The following is a 17,740-nucleotide window of genomic DNA, read 5'->3' on the forward strand; positions in this document are numbered from 1 at the left end:
TCAGTGCTGGTCAAATTAGTGGCTAATAGCTATAACTCAACCCATGGCCAAAGGGCTTTTCCGGCACCTGGCGTTTTGAGTTGCATTTATGTCGTTGCACGCCGTGCGCCCCAAGATCCTGGGTTTTATCAGTGAAGATGTCTCGGCCTGGCTGGTCGCGCTGCTGGTATTGCTCGTGGGCGGGATTCTCACGGGGTTGCTGGCCTGGGCAACACTCAATCAGTTTCATCAGCAAATGCGGCAACGTTTCCAACTGCTCGCCAGTGAACGCTATAGCCGTATCGAAGAACGTTTCCAAGATCAAGAGCAGCGCCTTGATGGCCTGCGCCGGTTCTTCTCCAATTCCGAGTCGGTATCGCGCGACGAATTCGACGGTTACGCCAAACCTCTTTTGCGACGCACCCAAGCCTATTCCTGGGCACCACGGGTTTCCCGCGCCGAACGCCCCGTGCTCGAACGCTTCGTGCATGACGAAGGCTTGAGCAATTTCACCTTTCGCGAACTCACCGCCGACGGCCAGTTGCAACCGGCTGCGGAGCGGGACGAGTACGTGCCGGTGCTCTATAGCCAAACCCAAAGCCGACTGCCCACGCCGCTGGGTTATGACCTGTTGGCCCAGCCCCTGCGCCGTTCGACCTTGGAGCGCGCCGATCAAACGGGCAACATGGCCGTCTCGCAACCTTTGCATCTGGTAGGCATTGAGCCCGCCTACTCACGGGGTGTGTTGCTGGTGGCACCGGTCAGCCGTCAGCACCTGCCGGGCGCCACGCCCGCCGGGTATGTGATGGCGGTGATCAGCATGCGCCAGCTGCTGGCGGACGGGTTGCCGGAAGAGAATCTTGATTCTCTTTCGGTACGCATCCTCGACTTGTCTACCAATGACCAACACGAAGTGCTGTATGAGTCGACCAACCCGGCCGGGGCCAGCGACTTGTCCTCCACGCGCTTGCTGCGTCTGGCCGACCACGAATATCAAGTGGATATGCGTCCCAGTGCTGCGTTCCTGCAAGCCAACCACTCCTCGGTGGCCAGCCAGGTGGTGCTTGGCGGTTTACTCAGCTTGCTGCTCAGTGTGTTTCTCTATGTGTTGGTCAGCCAGCGGCAACGGGCGCTGAAAATGGTCGAGCAACGGACCGAGGAACTGCACGCCCGTGAGCAAGAGCTGCGCGGCACGCATGGCCAGTTGCGCGGTGTGCTGGATGCCGCGACTCAGGTGGCGATCATCGCCACCGACCTGCGCGGGATCGTCAGCACTTTCAACGCCGGTGCCGAGCACATGCTCGGTTACTCCAGTGCGCAGGCCGTGGGCCACATGACCCTGGAAAACCTGCACCTGCCCCGGGAACTTGAGGCGCGCTCGGCGGAGTTGAGCGCACGCTATGGCAAGCCGATTCCGACCTGCCAGGCGATGCTGGTCGAAGGCGGGGAAGAGGGCGGTCACGAAGCCCGGGAATGGACGCTGGTGCGCCGCGACGGCAGCCATTTGACGGTGAACATGCTGGCGACCCCGGTTCTCGACGAACAAGGGCTGTGGGTTGGGCACCTTGCGATCTGTATCGACGTCACCGAGCGCAAGCGTGTCCACGAGGCTCTGGCGGCGCGGGACCTGTTGTTGAAGAAGCTCAGCGCCCATGTGCCCGGCGGGATTTACCAGTTCAAGATGGAGTTCGATGGGCGTTTCAGTGTGATCTACGCCAGCGACGGGATGCGCGACATCTATGAGCTCGAGCTGGACGTACTATTGCGCGATGCCGAAGCGGTATTCGCGCGGATTCATCCTCAGGACGCGCGGCGGGTCCGCGCGTCGATCCAGGCGTCGGCGGACACCCTCAGCCCCTGGCGTGAAGAGTATCGCGTGCAATTGCCCGAGCGCGGCCTGCGCTGGGTCCGCGGCGAAGCGACGCCGGAGGAGCTGCCCGGTGGCGGTGTGCTGTGGCATGGCTACATTTCGGACATTTCCGACCTCAAGCGGGTGGAAGAGGAATTGCGTGCGCTGTCGGTGACCGACTCATTGACCGGGATCCATAACCGCCGCTACTTCCAGGAGCGCCTGACCACCGAAATGGCCCGGGTCGAGCGCGGCGGTGGCGAGTTGTCGGTGATCATGCTCGACATCGACCATTTCAAACGCATCAATGACCAGCACGGCCACGCCGTGGGCGATCGGGTGTTGCAGGCGGTGTGTGAGCGCATTGGCGGTCGTCTGCGGCGCACCGATGTGTTCTGTCGCCTGGGGGGCGAAGAGTTCATGGTGCTCTGCCCGGACATCGACGGCGAACAGGCGCATGTGTTGGCGGTGGAGTTGTGGCAAGGACTGCGCAGTTCGCCGATCGACGAGGTCGGGATTGTCACCGCGAGTTTCGGGATTGCCAGCTGGCGGGCCGGAGAGGGTGCGGATGCGTTGCTGTTGCGGGCGGATTCGGGAGTGTATGCGGCGAAGCAGGCGGGACGGGATCGGGTTGAAGGGCAGATGAGCTAGGTCTGCATACAGACCCTGTTGGAGATTCTATGTTGCAGGGTTGCCCTGCAACATAGAATCTCCAACATTGGATCTGAGGTGTTCTATGGATCCGGTTACAACACCGAAGCCGTGGTCGGCAGCTTCGGTTGGCGATACAGGTCCAGCAGCACCTGATCCAGCACCGAAGACGCGCCAAACGGAGCCTTGTCGTTAAGGATCGCCACCACCGCCCAGGTATTGCCATTGACATCGCGGCTGAAGCCGGAGATGGCACGCACGGTGTTCAGGGTGCCAGTCTTGACGTGGGCTTCACCGGTCATGGCCGTGCGTTTCAGGCGTTTGCGCATGGTGCCGTCGGTGCCGGCAATCGGCATCGAGCTGATGAACTCGGCGGCGTACGGGCTGCGCCAGGCGGCTTGCAGCATCGCAGCCATTTCACGCGCGCTGACCCGTTCGGCGCGAGACAAGCCGGAGCCGTTCTCCATCACCAGGTGCGGTGCAGTGATGCCTTTCTGTGCCAGCCACTGACGCACCACGCGCTGGGCCGCTTTGGCGTCATCACTGTCGGCGTCGGTGCGGAACTTCTGGCCCAGGCTCAGGAACAACTGCTGGGCCATGGTGTTGTTACTGTATTTGTTGATGTCGCGAATGATTTCCGCCAGGTCGGGCGAGTAGGCGCGGGCCAGCACCTTGGCGCTGCTGGGCGTCGGCGCCAGACGATCCTGGCCCTGGATGCTGCCGCCCAGTTCCTTCCAGATCGCCCGCACGGCGCCGGCGGTGTAGGTCGCGTGGTCGAGTAGCGACAAGTAGGTCTGGGAGCTGCAACCTTCGCCCAACTGGCCGCCGACGGTCACGGTGACGCTGCCATCAGCCTGGGTCACCGGGTTGTAGCGCACGCCCCCGGTGCATTGCTTGGAATTGAGCGCCTTGACCTGATTGTCGATGCGGATGTTGGCAATCGGCGGTTCGACCGACACCAGGACCTTGCCCGAGTCGTTGCGGGCCACGAAGCGCAGGGCCTTGAGGTTGACCAGCAGCGCGTCGGGCTTGACCAGGAACGGTTTGTTCTCGTCATTGCCGTCGTCGTTGAACTCGGGCAGCTGCGGTTGCACGAAGAAGCCGCGGTCCAGCACCAGGTCGCCGGTGACTTGGGTCACGCCGTTGGCACGCAAGTCGCGCATCAGCAGCCAGAGTTTTTCCATGTTCAGCTTCGGATCGCCGCCACCCTTGAGGTAGAGGTTACCGTTGAGGATGCCACCGCTGAGGGTGCCGTCGGTGTAAAACTCGGTTTTCCATTGGTGGTTCGGGCCGAGCATTTCCAGGGCGGCATAGGTGGTGACCAGTTTCATGGTCGAGGCCGGGTTGACCGAAACGTCAGCGTTATAAATGGTTGGGGTGCCCGGGCCGTTAAGCGGGATCATCACCAGCGACAAGGCGCTGTCCGGCAATTTGCTGGCCTTGAGGGCCTTTTCGACATTGGGCGAAAGGGCGGTGTTGACCGGCGCGGCGGAAACGGAGAGGGCCAGAGGCAGAAGAAGGCTGGCCAGCAGCAATGGACGCAAAGATTTGATCATCTGAAATAAAACCCTACAGGCGAGGGGGAAAAAGACGAGGGCATGGCGATAAATTCCCTCAGCGGTCATGAAAGTGTCGGCATTATGCCCCAAGGTGTGAGGGCTTGTGCCGCACCTTGGTCGTCTAATTCGCTATTTTTTTACCGACGGTAGACGTCGCACCGTTCTGAGGCGGGTAATCGGCGCCTTAAACTGCTAAAGTGCCGCCCGTTATTACTTATGAGGATTGTTCCAATGGCGACTAACCGTTCCCAGCGTCTGCGCAAAAAACTGTGCGTCGATGAATTTCAAGAGCTGGGTTTCGAACTGAACCTGGATTTCAAAGAAGATTTGGCTGATGAAGCCATTGATGCTTTCCTCGACGCGTTCCTGAAAGAAGCCATGGAAGCCAACGGTCTGGGTTATGTCGGCGGCGACGACTTCGGTCTGGTGTGCCTGCAGAAGCGTGGCTCGGTTTCCGAAGAGCAGCGTGCCGCTGTTGAAGCCTGGCTCAAAGGCCGCAGCGAACTGACCGAAGCAACCGTCAGCCCGCTGATCGATGTCTGGTACCCGGAAAAGCCGATCAATCCGGTAGCTTGATGTTCAAAAAAACGGCGACCCAAGGGTCGCCGTTTTTTTATGCCTGCTTTTTGTAGGCGCATGGCTTGGCCTGCGAAGGGGGCCTCAGGCCTTGCGCCAGTTCAAGATAACCAACGTCAACACCCCCGCGACAATCCCCCAGAATGCCGAACCGATGGAGAACAGCGTCAGCCCCGACGCCGTGACCATAAAGGTAATCAGCGCCGCTTCCCGTTCCTGCACTTGCGCCATGGCAATGCTCAGCCCGTTGATGATCGAGCCGAACAGCGCCAGCGCGGCAATCGACAGCACCAGTTCTTTAGGCAACGCGGCAAACAACGCCGCCAATGTCGCGCCGAACACCCCGGCAATCCCGTAGAAAATCCCGCACCAGACCGCAGCCGTGTAGCGTTTGTTGCGGTCCTCATGGGCGTGCGGCCCGGTGCAGATCGCTGCGCTGATGGCGGCCAGGTTGATGCCGTGGGAGCCGAACGGTGCCAACAGCAATGAGGCAATGCCGGTGGTGGTGATCAGCGGCGAGGCCGGCACGTTGTAGCCGTCGGCGCGCAAAACGGCGATGCCTGGCATGTTCTGCGAGGTCATCGCCACCACGAACAGCGGGATGCCGATGCTGATGGTCGCGGCCAGGGAGAAATGCGGTGTGGTCCAGACCGGCGTCGCGACTTCCAGGTGAAAGCCACTGAAGTCCAGTAACCCCATGAAACCGGCCAGCGCAGTGCCAATCAATAGCGCCGCGAGCACGGCGTAGCGCGGTGACAGGCGCTTGACCAGCAGATACGTGACGAACATCCCCAGGACCAGCGCGGTGCGGTGCTGGACGGCGACGAAAATCTCGCTGCCGATCTTGAACAGAATCCCCGCCAGCAACGCTGCCGCCAATGAGGCCGGAATCTTTTTCACCAGCCGTTCGAAACTGCCGGTCAGGCCGCACACAGTCACCAACACCGCGCAAGTAATGTAGGCACCGATGGCCTCGCCGTAGCTGACACCGCCCAGGCTGGTGATCAGCAACGCCGCGCCGGGGGTCGACCAGGCAATAGTAATCGGGGTGCGATAGCGCAAGGACAGGCCGATCGAGCACACCGCCATGCCGATGGAGATCGCCCAGATCCACGACGAAATCTGCCCGCTGGTCAGGCCCGCCGCTTGCCCGGCCTGGAACATCAGCACCAGGGAACTGGTGTAACCGGTCATCATGGCGATGAACCCGGCGACGATGGCCGAGGGCGACGTGTCGGTCAGGGGACGAAGCTGCGTGTGCGTGGCGTCGGTCATGACAGCGGTGTTCCTTATACGGGTGAAGATGTCCGTAGCAACGCTCCCACAGGGTTGTTGTTCAGGCTGCGGATTCTGTGTTCAAGCCTAAACTGAAACGTAACCGGTCGTTGCAATACAGCGAAGGCGACAAACAGCCGTACAGTCGTGTTGCCACCCTCCATTGTGTACAATTGCAGTGTTTTTTACGCGATACTTGCCAGCGACCCACTGTGCCGTATTACAGTCACGGTCAATTCGCCGCAGTTCTCCCGACTCGAGTGCCCATGAACGAACAGTTGCAACCCCTCAAGAAACAACCGCGAGCAGGCAAAGCCGGCCGCAGCGGTACCCAGGACGATATTGTCTACGCGCATATCTTCGAGGCCATCCTCGAACAGCGTCTGGCGCCCGGCACCAAGTTGAGCGAAGAAGCGCTGGGGGAAATCTTCGGGGTCAGCCGCACCATCATTCGCCGCGCGCTGTCGCGTCTGGCCCATGAAGGCGTGGTGTTGCTGCGACCGAATCGCGGCGCTGTGGTTGCCAGCCCGAGTGTCGAAGAGGCTCGCCAGGTGTTCATGGCGCGGCGGCTGGTGGAGCGGGCGATCACTGAGTTGGCGGTGCAGCACGCCACTGCCGAGCAGATTGCCGACTTGCGGCAGATGGTCAACGACGAGCGCGACAGCTTCTCCCGTGGCGATCGCGGTGCCGGTATTCGTCTGTCGGGCGAGTTTCACTTGAAACTGGCCGAAGCGGCAAAAAACGCGCCATTGATCAGCTTCCAGCGCAGCCTGGTGTCCCAGACTTCGTTGATCATCGCCCAGTACGAGAGCGGCAACCGTTCGCACTGCTCTTACGATGAGCACACCCAATTGATCGATGCCATCGAAGCGCGGGACGCGACGCTGGCGGTGGACTTGATGATGCATCACATGGATCACATCGACAGCAAGCTCAACCTCGACGACGAAAGCGCGTCGGATGATTTGCATGCGGTGTTCTCGCATCTGTTGCAGACCAAGAAGCCGGGGCGCTCGACTGCCAAGCTATAAGTCAGACTGAGTCGCGGCCATCGCGGGCTTGCCCGCGATAGCAATCTGACAGGCGATAGAAAAATCCCCCGCAACCAACGATTGCGGGGGATTTTTTATGCCCGCAAGCTTTAGCGCTGATGCACCAGATTCCCCGCCGCATATGTCTGCAACACCGTCCGGTCATCCCCCAGCGTCATCAACACAAACAACGTCTCGGCTATGTTATTGGCCTGCTTCAGGCGATAGCTCAGCAGCGGCGTGGCGTTGTAATCCAGCACTAGGAAGTCCGCGTCGGTGCCCGGTTGCAGGGTGCCGATCTTGTTTTCCAGGCGCAGCGCGCGGGCGCCGCCAAGGGTGGCCAGGTACAGCGACTTGAACGGGCTCAGCCGCGCGCCTTGCAGTTGCATGACCTTGTACGCTTCGTTCAGGGTTTGCAGCAGCGAGAAACTGGTGCCGCCACCGACGTCGGTACCGAGACCGACATTGAGTTTGTGCTTCTCGGCCATCGGCAGGTTGAACAAACCGCTGCCGAGGAAGAAGTTCGAGGTCGGGCAAAACGCAATCGCCGATCCGGTCTGTGCCAGGCGTGCGCATTCGTCGTCGCACAGGTGCACGCCGTGGGCGAACACCGAGCGCTCGCCGAGCAGTTGGTAGTGGTCGTAGACGTCCAGGTAGCCCTTGCGCTCCGGGAACAGTTGCTTGACCCACTCGACCTCCTTGAGGTTTTCGCTGATGTGGGTCTGCATGTACAGATCCGGGTATTCGCTGAGCAGCTGCCCCGCCAGTGCTAGCTGTTCCGGGGTGCTGGTCGGGGCGAAGCGCGGGGTGACGGCGTAATGCAGGCGGCCCTTGCCGTGCCAGCGCTCGATCAGCGCCTTGCTTTCGACGTAACTCGATTCGGCGGTGTCGGTCAGGTAATCCGGTGCGTTGCGGTCCATCATCACCTTGCCGGCGATCATCCGCAGGTCCAGCTGCTCGGCAGCCTCGAAAAACGAGTTCACCGATTGCGGATGCACGCTGCCGAATACCAGGGCAGTGGTGGTGCCGTTGCGCAGCAGTTCCTTGATGAAAATGTCCGCCACTTCGTCAGCGTGGGCCTTGTTGGCGAACTGGCTTTCGCACGGAAAGGTGTAGGTGTTCAGCCAGTCCAGCAGCTGCTCGCCGTAGGCGCCGACCATGCCGGTTTGCGGCAGGTGAATGTGGGTGTCGATGAAGCCTGGGGTGATCAGCGCGTCCTGATAATGGGTGATCTCGATGTCGGATGGCAGCGTTGGCAGCAATTCGCTGGCGTGGCCGATGGCGTTGATCTGGCCGTTCTCGACCAGCAGCAGGCCGTCTTCGAAATACTCATACGAGGCTTCGATACCCACTTCGGCGGGATCGGCAATGCTGTGCAAAATGGCGGCGCGGTAGGCTTTGCGAGTCAAGGGCATGGGGGTTCTCAATTAGTTCGTAGCTTTAGGTTCGAGGCTTTTCAGTTCAAAGCGCTTCAGTTCAAAGCTTGGCTGCGGCGTGAAGCAGGCAGCAGTTTGGCGATCGATGAGCCGGCGCTGGCGGTGTGCTGGCCGAAATTCGCGTTATAGGTGGCGATGATTTCGCCGGCGATGGAGATGGCGATTTCCACAGGCAACTTGCCTTTGACTTCGCCCAGCCCCATTGGGCAGCGCATGCGTTGCAGCACGGCGCTGTCGAAACCACGATCACGCAGGCGGTGTTCGAACTTCACCCGTTTGGTCTTCGAACCGATCAGGCCGAAGTAGGCGAAGTCGTTGCGCTTGAGGATCGCGGCGGTGAGTTCAAGGTCGAGCTGGTGATTGTGAGTCATGACAATGCAGTAGCTGCCGGCGGGCAGGTCATCGACTTCGTCCAGCGGTTCTTCGGTGACGATTTTGCGCACGCCGTGGGGGATCTGTTCGGGGAATTCGGCTTCCCGTGAATCGATCCAGCGCACCCGGCAGGGCAGGCTGGCGAGCAGCGGCACCAGCGCCCGCCCGACGTGGCCGGCGCCGAACACAGCAATCTGCGCCTGGACCTGACCCATCGGTTCGAACAGCAACACGGTCACGCCGCCGCAGCACTGGCCCAGGCTGGCGCCGAGGCTGAAACGCTCCAGATGGGTGTCCTGCCGGCCACTGGCAAGCATCTCGCGGCCGATCTGCATGGCCTTGTATTCCAGATGCCCGCCACCGATGGTGTCGAATGTTTGCGTGGCGCTGATGACTATCTTCGAGCCGGCATTGCGCGGCGTCGAGCCGAGCTCTTCGATGATGGTCACCAACACACAGGGTTCACCCCGGGTTTGCAGGTCGGCGAGGGCGTCGATCCAGTTGTACATGTTTCACCTCAACATCTCTGTTGTCTGTTCGGGCCTCATCGCGAGCAGGCTCGCTCCCACATTTGGAATGCATTCCCCTGTGGGAGCGAGCCTGCTCGCGATGGGCTCGCCTCGGTCTAGAGCGAAGCCAGTTCGGTTTCAGCTTCCACGGCTTTCACCGCCTTCAACCGCCGCATCTGCTCACACCCCCACAACACCCGCTCAGGCGTCGCCGGTGCGTCAATTTTCGGTTGATGCTGGTAGTCGCCCAAACTGGCCACGGCATCCTTGATCGCGCACCAGACGGCGATGCCGAGCATGAACGGCGGCTCACCCACGGCCTTGGAATGGAACACCGTGTCTTCCGGGTTCTTGCGGTTTTCCACCAGCTTCACCCGCAGGTCCAGCGGCATGTCGGCCACCGCCGGGATCTTGTAGCTGGCCGGGCCGTTGGTCATCAGTTTGCCTTTGTCGTTCCATACCAGTTCTTCCATGGTCAGCCAGCCCATGCCCTGGATGAAACCACCCTCGACCTGGCCGATATCGATGGCCGGGTTCAGCGAGGCGCCGACGTCGTGGAGGATGTCGGTGCGCAGCATCTTGTACTCGCCGGTCAACGTGTCGACGATCACCTCGGCGCAGGCCGCGCCAAAGGCGTAGTAGTAGAACGGCCGCCCCCGCGCCTGACTGCGGTCGTAGTAGATTTTCGGGGTCTTGTAGAAGCCGGTGCTCGACAGCGACACCTGCGCGAAATAGGCCTGCTGGATCAGCGCTTCGAACGTCAGAATGTGATCGCGAACCCGCACGTGACCGTTGTGGAATTCCACGTCTTCTTCGCTGACCTTGTATTGCCGCGCGGTAAATTCCACCAGGCGTTTCTTGATGATTTCCGCGGCGTTCTGTGCGGCTTTGCCGTTGAGGTCGGCGCCACTGGAGGCGGCGGTCGGCGAGGTGTTCGGCACCTTGTCGGTGTTGGTCGCGGTGATCTGCACCCGGTCCATTTCCACCTGGAATACTTGCGCCACGACTTGCGCGACCTTGGTGTTCAGGCCCTGGCCCATTTCGGTGCCGCCATGGTTCAGGTGGATGCTGCCGTCGGTGTAGATGTGGATCAGCGCGCCGGCCTGGTTGAGGAAGCTGGCGGTAAAGGAAATACCGAATTTGACCGGGGTCAACGCCAGGCCTTTTTTCAGGATCGGGCTGTTGGCGTTGTAGCGACGGATCGCTTCGCGGCGTTCGGCGTACTGGCTGCTGGCTTCCAGTTCGGCGGTCATTTCCTCGAGCATGTTGTGCTCGACGGTCTGGTAGTAATGGGTGACGTTGCGCTCGGTCTTGCCGTAGTAGTTGGCCTTGCGCACCGCCAGTGGATCGAGGCTCAGATGGCGGGCGATGGCGTCCATCACTTCTTCGATGGCGACCATGCCTTGCGGGCCGCCGAAACCACGGTAAGCGGTGTTCGACGCAGTGTTGGTCTTGCAGCGGTGACCGTTGATGGTCGCATCGCCCAGGTAGTACGAGTTGTCGGCATGGAACATCGCGCGGTCGACAATCGAGGCCGACAAATCCGGTGAGCAACCGCAGTTACCAGCCAGTTCCAGAGCGATGCCGTGCAGGCGACCGGTGCTGTCGAAGCCCACGTCGTATTCAACGTAGAACGGGTGTCGTTTGCCGGTCATCAGCATGTCTTCGACACGCGGCAGGCGCATTTTGGTGGGTTGACCGGTCAGGTGCGCGATCACCGCGCACAGGCATGCCGGGCTTGCCGCCTGGGTTTCCTTGCCGCCGAAACCACCGCCCATGCGGCGCATGTCGACGACGATCTTGTTCATCGACACGTCCAGCACTTCCGCCACCAGTTTCTGCACTTCGGTGGGGTTCTGGGTCGAGCAGTAAACGATCATCCCGCCGTCTTCAGTCGGCATCACCGAAGAGATCTGGGTTTCCAGATAAAAGTGTTCCTGGCCGCCGATGTGCAGCGTGCCTTGAATGCGGTGCTCGGCAGTGGCCAAGGCATTGGCCGAATCGCCACGCTGGTGGGTATGGCTGTCGAGCACGAAATGGCGTTTGCGCAGGGCTTCGACCACGTCCAGAACCGGTTCGAGGTCTTCGTATTCGATGATCGCCGCCATCGCGGCTTTGCGCGCGGTTTCCAGGTCTCTCGCGGCGACGGCGAGCACCGGTTGACCGACGAACTGCACGTCATCGATGGCCAGCAACGGATCGCCCGGCAACAACGGGCCGATGTCTTTCAGGCCCGGCACGTCTTCGTGGGTGATGGCGATGCGCACGCCTTCGAAGGCGTAGCAGGGCTTAGTGTCGATGCTGATGATTTTCGCGTGGGCGCGGTCCGACAGGCGTGCGTAAACGTGCAGCTGGTTGGGGAATTCCAGCCGATCATCGATGTACTGCGCTTCACCGGACACATGTTTTTCGGCGCTGTCATGCTTGACGCTGCGGCCGACACCGGTGGTCAGGTCCTTGGCGAACAGTTCAGCCAGTTCGGCTTGGGTCTTCTCTACGGCGTGATGATTAGACATAAGCGGTCACCCGAGTCTCGATGTGCGGTGTTTGCAGTTCGATGAAGTATTTGCGCAGCAGGTTCTGCGCACTGAGCAGGCGGTATTCCTTGCTGGCGCGGAAGTCCGAGAGCGGTGTGAAATCTTCGGCCAGGGCGGCGCAGGCGCGTTCAATGGTGGTGTTGTTGAATGGTGCGCCAACCAGCGCGGTTTCGCAGTTTTTCGCGCGTTTCGGAATGGCCGCCATGCCGCCGAAAGCAACGCGGGCGTCGGCGACTACGCCATTGTCGATGCGCAGGTTGAATGCTGCGCAGACCGCGGAAATGTCGTCGTCCAGACGCTTCGACACCTTGTAGGCGCGGAACAGTTGTTCAGCGCTGGCGCGGGGCACGATGATCTTTTCGATGAACTCGCTTTCCTGACGCGCGGTGACCCGGTAATCGATGAAGTAATCTTCCAGGGCCAGGGTGCGGCGAGTCTCGCCTTTGCACAGCACGATCTGCGCGCCCAGGGCGATCAGCAGCGGTGGCGAGTCACCGATGGGCGAGGCGTTGCCGATGTTGCCGCCGAGGGTGCCCTGGTTGCGAATCTGCAACGAAGCGAAGCGCTGCAGCAATTCGCCGAAGTCCGGGTACTCGGCCTTCAAAGCGTCGTAACAGTCGGAGAGGACGGTGGCGGCGCCGATTTCCAGGCGATCGTCGAAGCGTTCGATGCGCTTCATTTCGGCGACGTTGCCGACGTAGATCATCACCGGCAAGGTGCGGTGCAATTGCGTGACTTCCAGCGCCAGGTCGGTGCCGCCGGCCAGTAGGCGAGCCTGTGGATAAGCGTCGTAGAGGTCGGCCAGGTCGGCCACGGTCAGCGGCACCAGGCAGCGTTTGTCGCCACTGTTGAGCTCACCGATGTCGGTGGGGGCGATGGCTTTCAGGCGCGCGATGGTTTCTGCCTCGCGAGCATCGAACTGGTCCGGTTGCTTGCCGCAGCAGGATTGTTCGGCGGCGGCCAGGATCGGCCGATAACCGGTGCAGCGGCAGAGGTTGCCGGCCAGGGCTTCATGGGCCTTGTGGGAGTCCGGTTGATCGCTGTTCTTTTGCAGGGCGAACAGCGACATGACAAAGCCCGGAGTGCAGAAACCGCATTGTGAGCCGTGGCACTCAACCATGGCTTTTTGCACGCTGTGCAGCTGGCCTTTGTGCTTGAGGTCTTCGACACTGATCAGTTGTTTGCCATGCAGCGACGAAACAAAGGTCAGACACGAGTTGAGGCTGCGATAGCGAATGTGTTCGCGGCCATCGTCATCCGTTTGCAGCTCGCCGACCACCACAGTGCACGCGCCACAGTCACCGCTGGCGCAGCCTTCTTTGGTGCCGGGTTTGCCCACATGTTCGCGCAAGTAATTGAGCACAGTCAGGTTGGGGTCCAGGGCATGCTCGCTACGGAGTTCCTGGTTGAGTAAAAACTGGATCACGGATGGCCTCGCAAACTCATTATTGTTGTTAACCGACATGAGCCGAATTTATCAGGTCTGACTTTTCGGTCAATGATTTTCTGACTTAAAGGTCAGGAAATGGCATTTTGTCGATCAACGACTCGTTCCTTCATTATTGCCCCTCACGGGATAGCCTGCTTTTTGCTTGAATCGTGCCAAAAACCGCTGGGTGGGCACTCCGCCATGACGCCTCAATTGCGCTACACTGCGCCGCTTGTGCAGATCGAAGAGTTTGAAGGACAACCATGACGTTCAAGGCGCCGGACAGCCTCGCCGAGCAAATCGCTCACCACCTCGCCGAACGTATCATTCGCGGCGAAATGAAGCCGGGGGAGCGCATCCAGGAACAGAAGGTCACGCTGGCCCTCAATGTCAGCCGCGGTTCAGTCCGTGAGGCCTTGCTGATCCTCGAACGCCGCCACTTGATCGCGATTTTGCCGCGACGTGGCGCCCACGTGACCGAACTGACGGCGCATAAGGTGAAGAGCCTGTGCGCGCTGATGAGCGAGTTGTACATCTTGCTCGGCAACGCCGTGGCCAGCGGCTGGCAAGTCCAGGCCGATATGGCGCCGTTCGTGCAGATTCAGCAGCGCCTGACCGCCAGCTACGAACGCCAGGACATCCGCACGTTCGTCGACGACAGCTTCAGCGTGATGCGTGCCGCGTATCCGTTCGCCAACAACCCGTATTTGCAGGAAACCGTCGAGAATCTGCAGCCGGCCATGAGCCGTGCGTATTTCCTTGCGCTGGACCAGCGCAAGGCCTCGATGAGCGAGTTCCTGGAGCTGTTCGAACGCCTGCTGGCCGCCGTGCTGGCCCGTGACTTTGCGCAGATCCGCGAGGTGCTGACGGCGTATGCCCAGCGCAGTTGTGATCTAGTGGTTTCTGCGTTGACGGTCGCTTAAGCGTGCGGCTCAAGTGCATCAAACTGGCGGGGTTCAAATCCTTCGTCGACCCGACCACGGTGAACTTCCCCAGTAACATGGCGGCGGTGGTCGGGCCCAATGGTTGCGGCAAGTCGAACATCATCGATGCCGTGCGTTGGGTGATGGGCGAGAGCTCGGCCAAGAACTTGCGCGGCGAGTCGATGACCGACGTCATCTTCAACGGCTCCACCAGCCGTAAGCCGGTGAGCCAGGCGAGCATCGAACTGGTGTTCGATAACTCCGACGGCACTTTGCTCGGCGAATGGGCGGCCTATGCGGAAATTTCCATTCGCCGCAAAGTGACCCGCGACAGCCAGACCACCTACTACCTCAACGGCACCAAATGCCGTCGCCGCGATATCACCGACATCTTTCTGGGTACCGGTCTCGGTCCGCGCAGCTATTCGATTATCGAGCAGGGGATGATCTCCAAGCTGATCGAGTCCAAGCCTGAAGACCTGCGCAATTTCATCGAAGAAGCCGCCGGTATTTCCAAGTACAAGGAGCGTCGGCGCGAGACTGAAAACCGTATTCGCCGCACCCACGAAAACCTTGCTCGTCTGACCGACCTGCGCGAAGAACTCGAGCGTCAGCTTGAGCGCTTGCACCGCCAGGCCGAGGCCGCCAAGAAATATCAGGAATATAAAGGCGAAGAGCGTCAGCTCAAGGCTCAGTTGTCGGCCCTGCGCTGGCAGGCGTTGAACGAGCAGGTCGGCCAGCGCGAGGCGATCATCGGCACTCAGGAAATCACCTTCGAAGCCCTGGTGGCCGAGCAGCGCAATGCCGACGCGGCCATTGAACGCCTGCGTGACGGTCATCATGACCTGTCCGAACGCTTCAATCTGGTGCAGGGGCGCTTTTATTCGGTCGGCGGCGACATCGCCCGGGTCGAGCAGAGTATCCAGCACGGTCAGCAGCGCTTGCGTCAATTGCAGGACGACCTGAAAGAAGCCGAGCGTGCGCGACTGGAAACCGAGTCACACCTGGGCCACGACCGCACCTTGCTGCTGACCCTGGGTGAAGAGCTGGACATGCTCACGCCGGAACAGGAGGTCACCAGCGCCGCCGCCGAGGAAGCCGCCGCCGCGTTGGAAGAGTCCGAAACCACCATGCACGGCTGGCAGGAGCAGTGGGACACCTTCAACCTCACCGCCGCCGAGCCGCGTCGTCAGGCTGAAGTTCAGCAGTCGCGGATCCAGCAGCTGGAAACCAGCATGGAGCGTCTGGCCGATCGCCAGAAGCGTCTGGCCGAAGAACGCGCTCTGCTTTCGGCGGACCCGGAAGACGCGGCGATCATGGAGCTCAGCGAGCAATTGGCCGCGAGTGAAGCGACGCTGGAAGATTTGCAGGCCAGTGAAGAAGCGCAGGTCGAACGCCTCGAGCAGCTGCGTCAGGAGTTGCAGCAAGCACTCTCGGCGCAGCAGCAGGCGCAAGGTGATTTGCAGCGGCTCAACGGTCGTCTGGCGTCTTTGGAGGCTTTGCAGCAAGCCGCGCTCGATCCGGGTACCGGCACCGCCGAATGGCTGCGCGAACAGCATCTGGCGGATCGTCCGCGTCTGGCCGAAGGCCTGAAAGTTGAAGCGGGTTGGGAGCTGGCGGTGGAAACCGTGCTCGGCGCCGACCTGCAAGCGGTGCTGGTGGACGACTTCGGCGATTTCGATCTGGCCGGGTTTGCCCAAGGCGATTTGCGCCTGCTCAGCCCGGCCAGCGATGGTGTGCGCATGCCCGGCAGTTTGCTCGACAAGGTTGAGGCGCAGATCGATCTGTCGCCGTGGCTGGGGCAGGTCAAGCCGGTCGACAACCTTGAACAGGCCTTGGCCTTGCGCGGGCAATTGGCCGCAGGGCAAAGCCTGATCAGCCGTGATGGTTACTGGGTCGGCCGACACTTTTTGCGCGTGCGTCGGGCCAGCGAAGCGGAAAGCGGTGTGCTTGCCCGTGGCCAGGAAATCCAGCGTCTGGGCCTTGAGCGCGAAGAGCGCGAAGCCACCGTCGAAACCCTGGAAACCCAACTTCAGAATCTCAGGGCGCAACAGCGTCAACAGGAAAACGGCCGCGAACATTTGCGCCGTTTGCTGCAAGACGAAGCGCGTCAGCAGGGCGAATTGAAAGCCCAGTTGTCGGCCGGTAAAGCCAAGGTCGAACAGTTGACTCTGCGCCGCACCCGTCTCGATGAAGAACTCACCGAGCTCAGCGAACAGCGTGCCCTGGAACACGAAAACATCGGCGAAGCGCGCCTGCAATTGCAGGAAGCCCTCGACAGCATGGCGCTGGACACCGAGCAGCGCGAGTTGCTGCTGGCCCAGCGCGACAGCCTGCGCGAACGCCTCGACCGGGTGCGTCAGGAAGCCCGGCAGCACAAGGACCATGCGCATCAATTGGCGGTGCGCCTCGGTTCGCTGAAGGCGCAACATGATTCCACTCGTCAGGCTCTTGAGCGGCTGGAAATGCAGGCAGAGCGCCTGACCGAGAAGCGCGAACAACTGAGTCTCAACCTGGAAGAGGGCGAGGCGCCGCTGGAAGAGCTGCGGCTGAAGCTCGAAGAGTTACTCGACAAACGCATGACCGTCGACGAAGAACTCAAGACCGCGCAAATCGCCATGGAAGACGCCGACCGCGAACTGCGCGATGCGGAAAAGCGCCGCACCCAGGCCGAGCAGCAATCCCATTTGATTCGCAGCCAGCTCGAACAGCAGCGTATGGAATGGCAAGCGCTGACGGTGCGGCGCAAGACCTTGCAGGATCAATTGCTCGAAGACGGTTACGACCTCAATGGCGTACTCGCCACTCTGGTGGCCGGGGTCAGCGAGAAGGACGCCGAAGAAGAAATCGAGCGCATTGCCGCGCGGATTCAGCGCCTGGGCGCGATCAACCTCGCGGCCATCGACGAATACCAGCAACAATCCGAGCGTAAACGTTATCTGGATGCCCAGAACGACGATCTGGTGGAAGCGCTGGACACCCTCGAGAACGTGATCCGCAAGATCGACAAGGAAACCCGAAACCGCTTCAAAGATACCTTTGATCAGATCAATGGCGGTTTACAGGCCCTTTTCCCAAAAGTTTTCGGCGGAGGACGCGCGTATTTGGAACTGACGGGCGAAGATCTACTCGATACAGGGGTAACGATCATGGCGCAGCCGCCTGGAAAGAAGAACAGCACCATCCATTTGCTCTCCGGTGGCGAAAAAGCCCTGACTGCTTTGGCGCTGGTATTTGCCATCTTCAAGCTGAATCCGGCGCCGTTCTGCATGCTCGATGAAGTTGACGCGCCATTGGATGACGCTAACGTTGGACGCTACGCACGGCTGGTCAAAGAGATGTCGCAGACGGTGCAGTTCATCTATATCACCCACAACAAGATCGCCATGGAAATGGCCGATCAATTGATGGGGGTAACGATGCACGAACCGGGTTGCTCGCGTCTGGTGGCAGTGGATGTGGAGGAGGCGATGGCCATGGTGGACGCCTGAGTCGTTACGTGTAGGGCAAGTAATATTAGGCTGTAGGGCTTTTTTACCTGCCTTGACTTGCTGGCCAATCGACATATTCGCACAAGCCAATGTGACAGACGGTGTAAAGTTATCTTTGGTCGT

General features: G+C 60.7%; 11 protein-coding genes. 5 read left to right on the forward strand and 6 right to left on the reverse strand.

The features are described 5' to 3' along the window. The first annotated feature begins 88 nt into the window (after nucleotides 1-88). Nucleotides 89-2,479 (forward strand): diguanylate cyclase, encoded by a 2,391-nt coding sequence (locus J3D54_RS17885; RefSeq protein WP_253420812.1) that lies wholly within the window; start codon nucleotides 89-91, stop codon nucleotides 2,477-2,479. 95 nt (nucleotides 2,480-2,574) lie between these two features. Here the strand turns inward: J3D54_RS17885 and dacB are convergent, their stop codons facing one another. Then, nucleotides 2,575-4,035, reverse strand: coding sequence for a D-alanyl-D-alanine carboxypeptidase/D-alanyl-D-alanine-endopeptidase (dacB, locus tag J3D54_RS17890; protein WP_253420815.1), 1,461 nt, complete (start codon nucleotides 4,033-4,035; stop codon nucleotides 2,575-2,577). 234 nt (nucleotides 4,036-4,269) lie between these two features. On the opposite strand from dacB, the gene J3D54_RS17895 reads away from it, so the two are divergent. Continuing rightward, complete coding sequence (locus tag J3D54_RS17895) at nucleotides 4,270-4,614, forward strand: YggL family protein (RefSeq protein WP_007896965.1); 345 nt, start codon at nucleotides 4,270-4,272, stop codon at nucleotides 4,612-4,614. A gap of 84 nt (nucleotides 4,615-4,698) precedes the next feature. Here the strand turns inward: J3D54_RS17895 and J3D54_RS17900 are convergent, their stop codons facing one another. Next, on the reverse strand, nucleotides 4,699-5,889 hold the full coding sequence (locus J3D54_RS17900) for a benzoate/H(+) symporter BenE family transporter (protein ID WP_253420817.1): 1,191 nt from the start codon (nucleotides 5,887-5,889) through the stop codon (nucleotides 4,699-4,701). Nucleotides 5,890-6,155: 266 nt separating this feature from the next. Between J3D54_RS17900 and J3D54_RS17905 the strand changes: the two genes are divergently transcribed. Then, nucleotides 6,156-6,920: a GntR family transcriptional regulator gene (locus J3D54_RS17905; RefSeq protein ID WP_253420819.1), complete on the forward strand. Its 765-nt coding sequence runs from the start codon at nucleotides 6,156-6,158 to the stop codon at nucleotides 6,918-6,920. Between the two features lie 110 nt (nucleotides 6,921-7,030). Here the strand turns inward: J3D54_RS17905 and guaD are convergent, their stop codons facing one another. From guaD to xdhA, 4 genes are all read right to left on the reverse strand, one after another. Beyond that, nucleotides 7,031-8,335 carry a guanine deaminase gene (gene guaD / locus J3D54_RS17910; protein ID WP_253420822.1) on the reverse strand — a complete coding sequence of 435 codons (1,305 nt, stop codon included), beginning with the start codon at nucleotides 8,333-8,335 and terminating at the stop codon, nucleotides 7,031-7,033. A gap of 56 nt (nucleotides 8,336-8,391) precedes the next feature. Next, nucleotides 8,392-9,237, reverse strand: coding sequence for a xanthine dehydrogenase accessory protein XdhC (gene xdhC / locus J3D54_RS17915; protein ID WP_253420825.1), 846 nt, complete (start codon nucleotides 9,235-9,237; stop codon nucleotides 8,392-8,394). A 116-nt stretch (nucleotides 9,238-9,353) separates the two neighbouring features. Further along, nucleotides 9,354-11,753 (reverse strand): xanthine dehydrogenase molybdopterin binding subunit, encoded by a 2,400-nt coding sequence (gene xdhB, locus J3D54_RS17920; RefSeq protein WP_253420828.1) that lies wholly within the window; start codon nucleotides 11,751-11,753, stop codon nucleotides 9,354-9,356. Next, a complete protein-coding gene (xdhA, locus tag J3D54_RS17925; protein ID WP_253420831.1) occupies nucleotides 11,746-13,200 on the reverse strand; it encodes a xanthine dehydrogenase small subunit in 1,455 nt (484 codons plus the stop codon). The genes xdhB and xdhA overlap by 8 nt, the downstream gene beginning before the upstream one ends. 266 nt (nucleotides 13,201-13,466) lie before the next feature. Here xdhA and J3D54_RS17930 point away from each other — a divergent pair, with 266 nt between their 5' ends. Next, on the forward strand, nucleotides 13,467-14,126 hold the full coding sequence (locus J3D54_RS17930; protein WP_253420834.1) for a GntR family transcriptional regulator: 660 nt from the start codon (nucleotides 13,467-13,469) through the stop codon (nucleotides 14,124-14,126). 2 nt (nucleotides 14,127-14,128) lie between these two features. Continuing rightward, complete coding sequence (gene smc, locus J3D54_RS17935; protein ID WP_253420837.1) at nucleotides 14,129-17,617, forward strand: chromosome segregation protein SMC; 3,489 nt, start codon at nucleotides 14,129-14,131, stop codon at nucleotides 17,615-17,617. The last annotated feature ends 123 nt before the right edge of the window (nucleotides 17,618-17,740 follow it).

It is taken from the genome of Pseudomonas sp. GGS8 (genome assembly GCF_024168645.1).
GTDB lineage: Bacteria > Pseudomonadota > Gammaproteobacteria > Pseudomonadales > Pseudomonadaceae > Aquipseudomonas.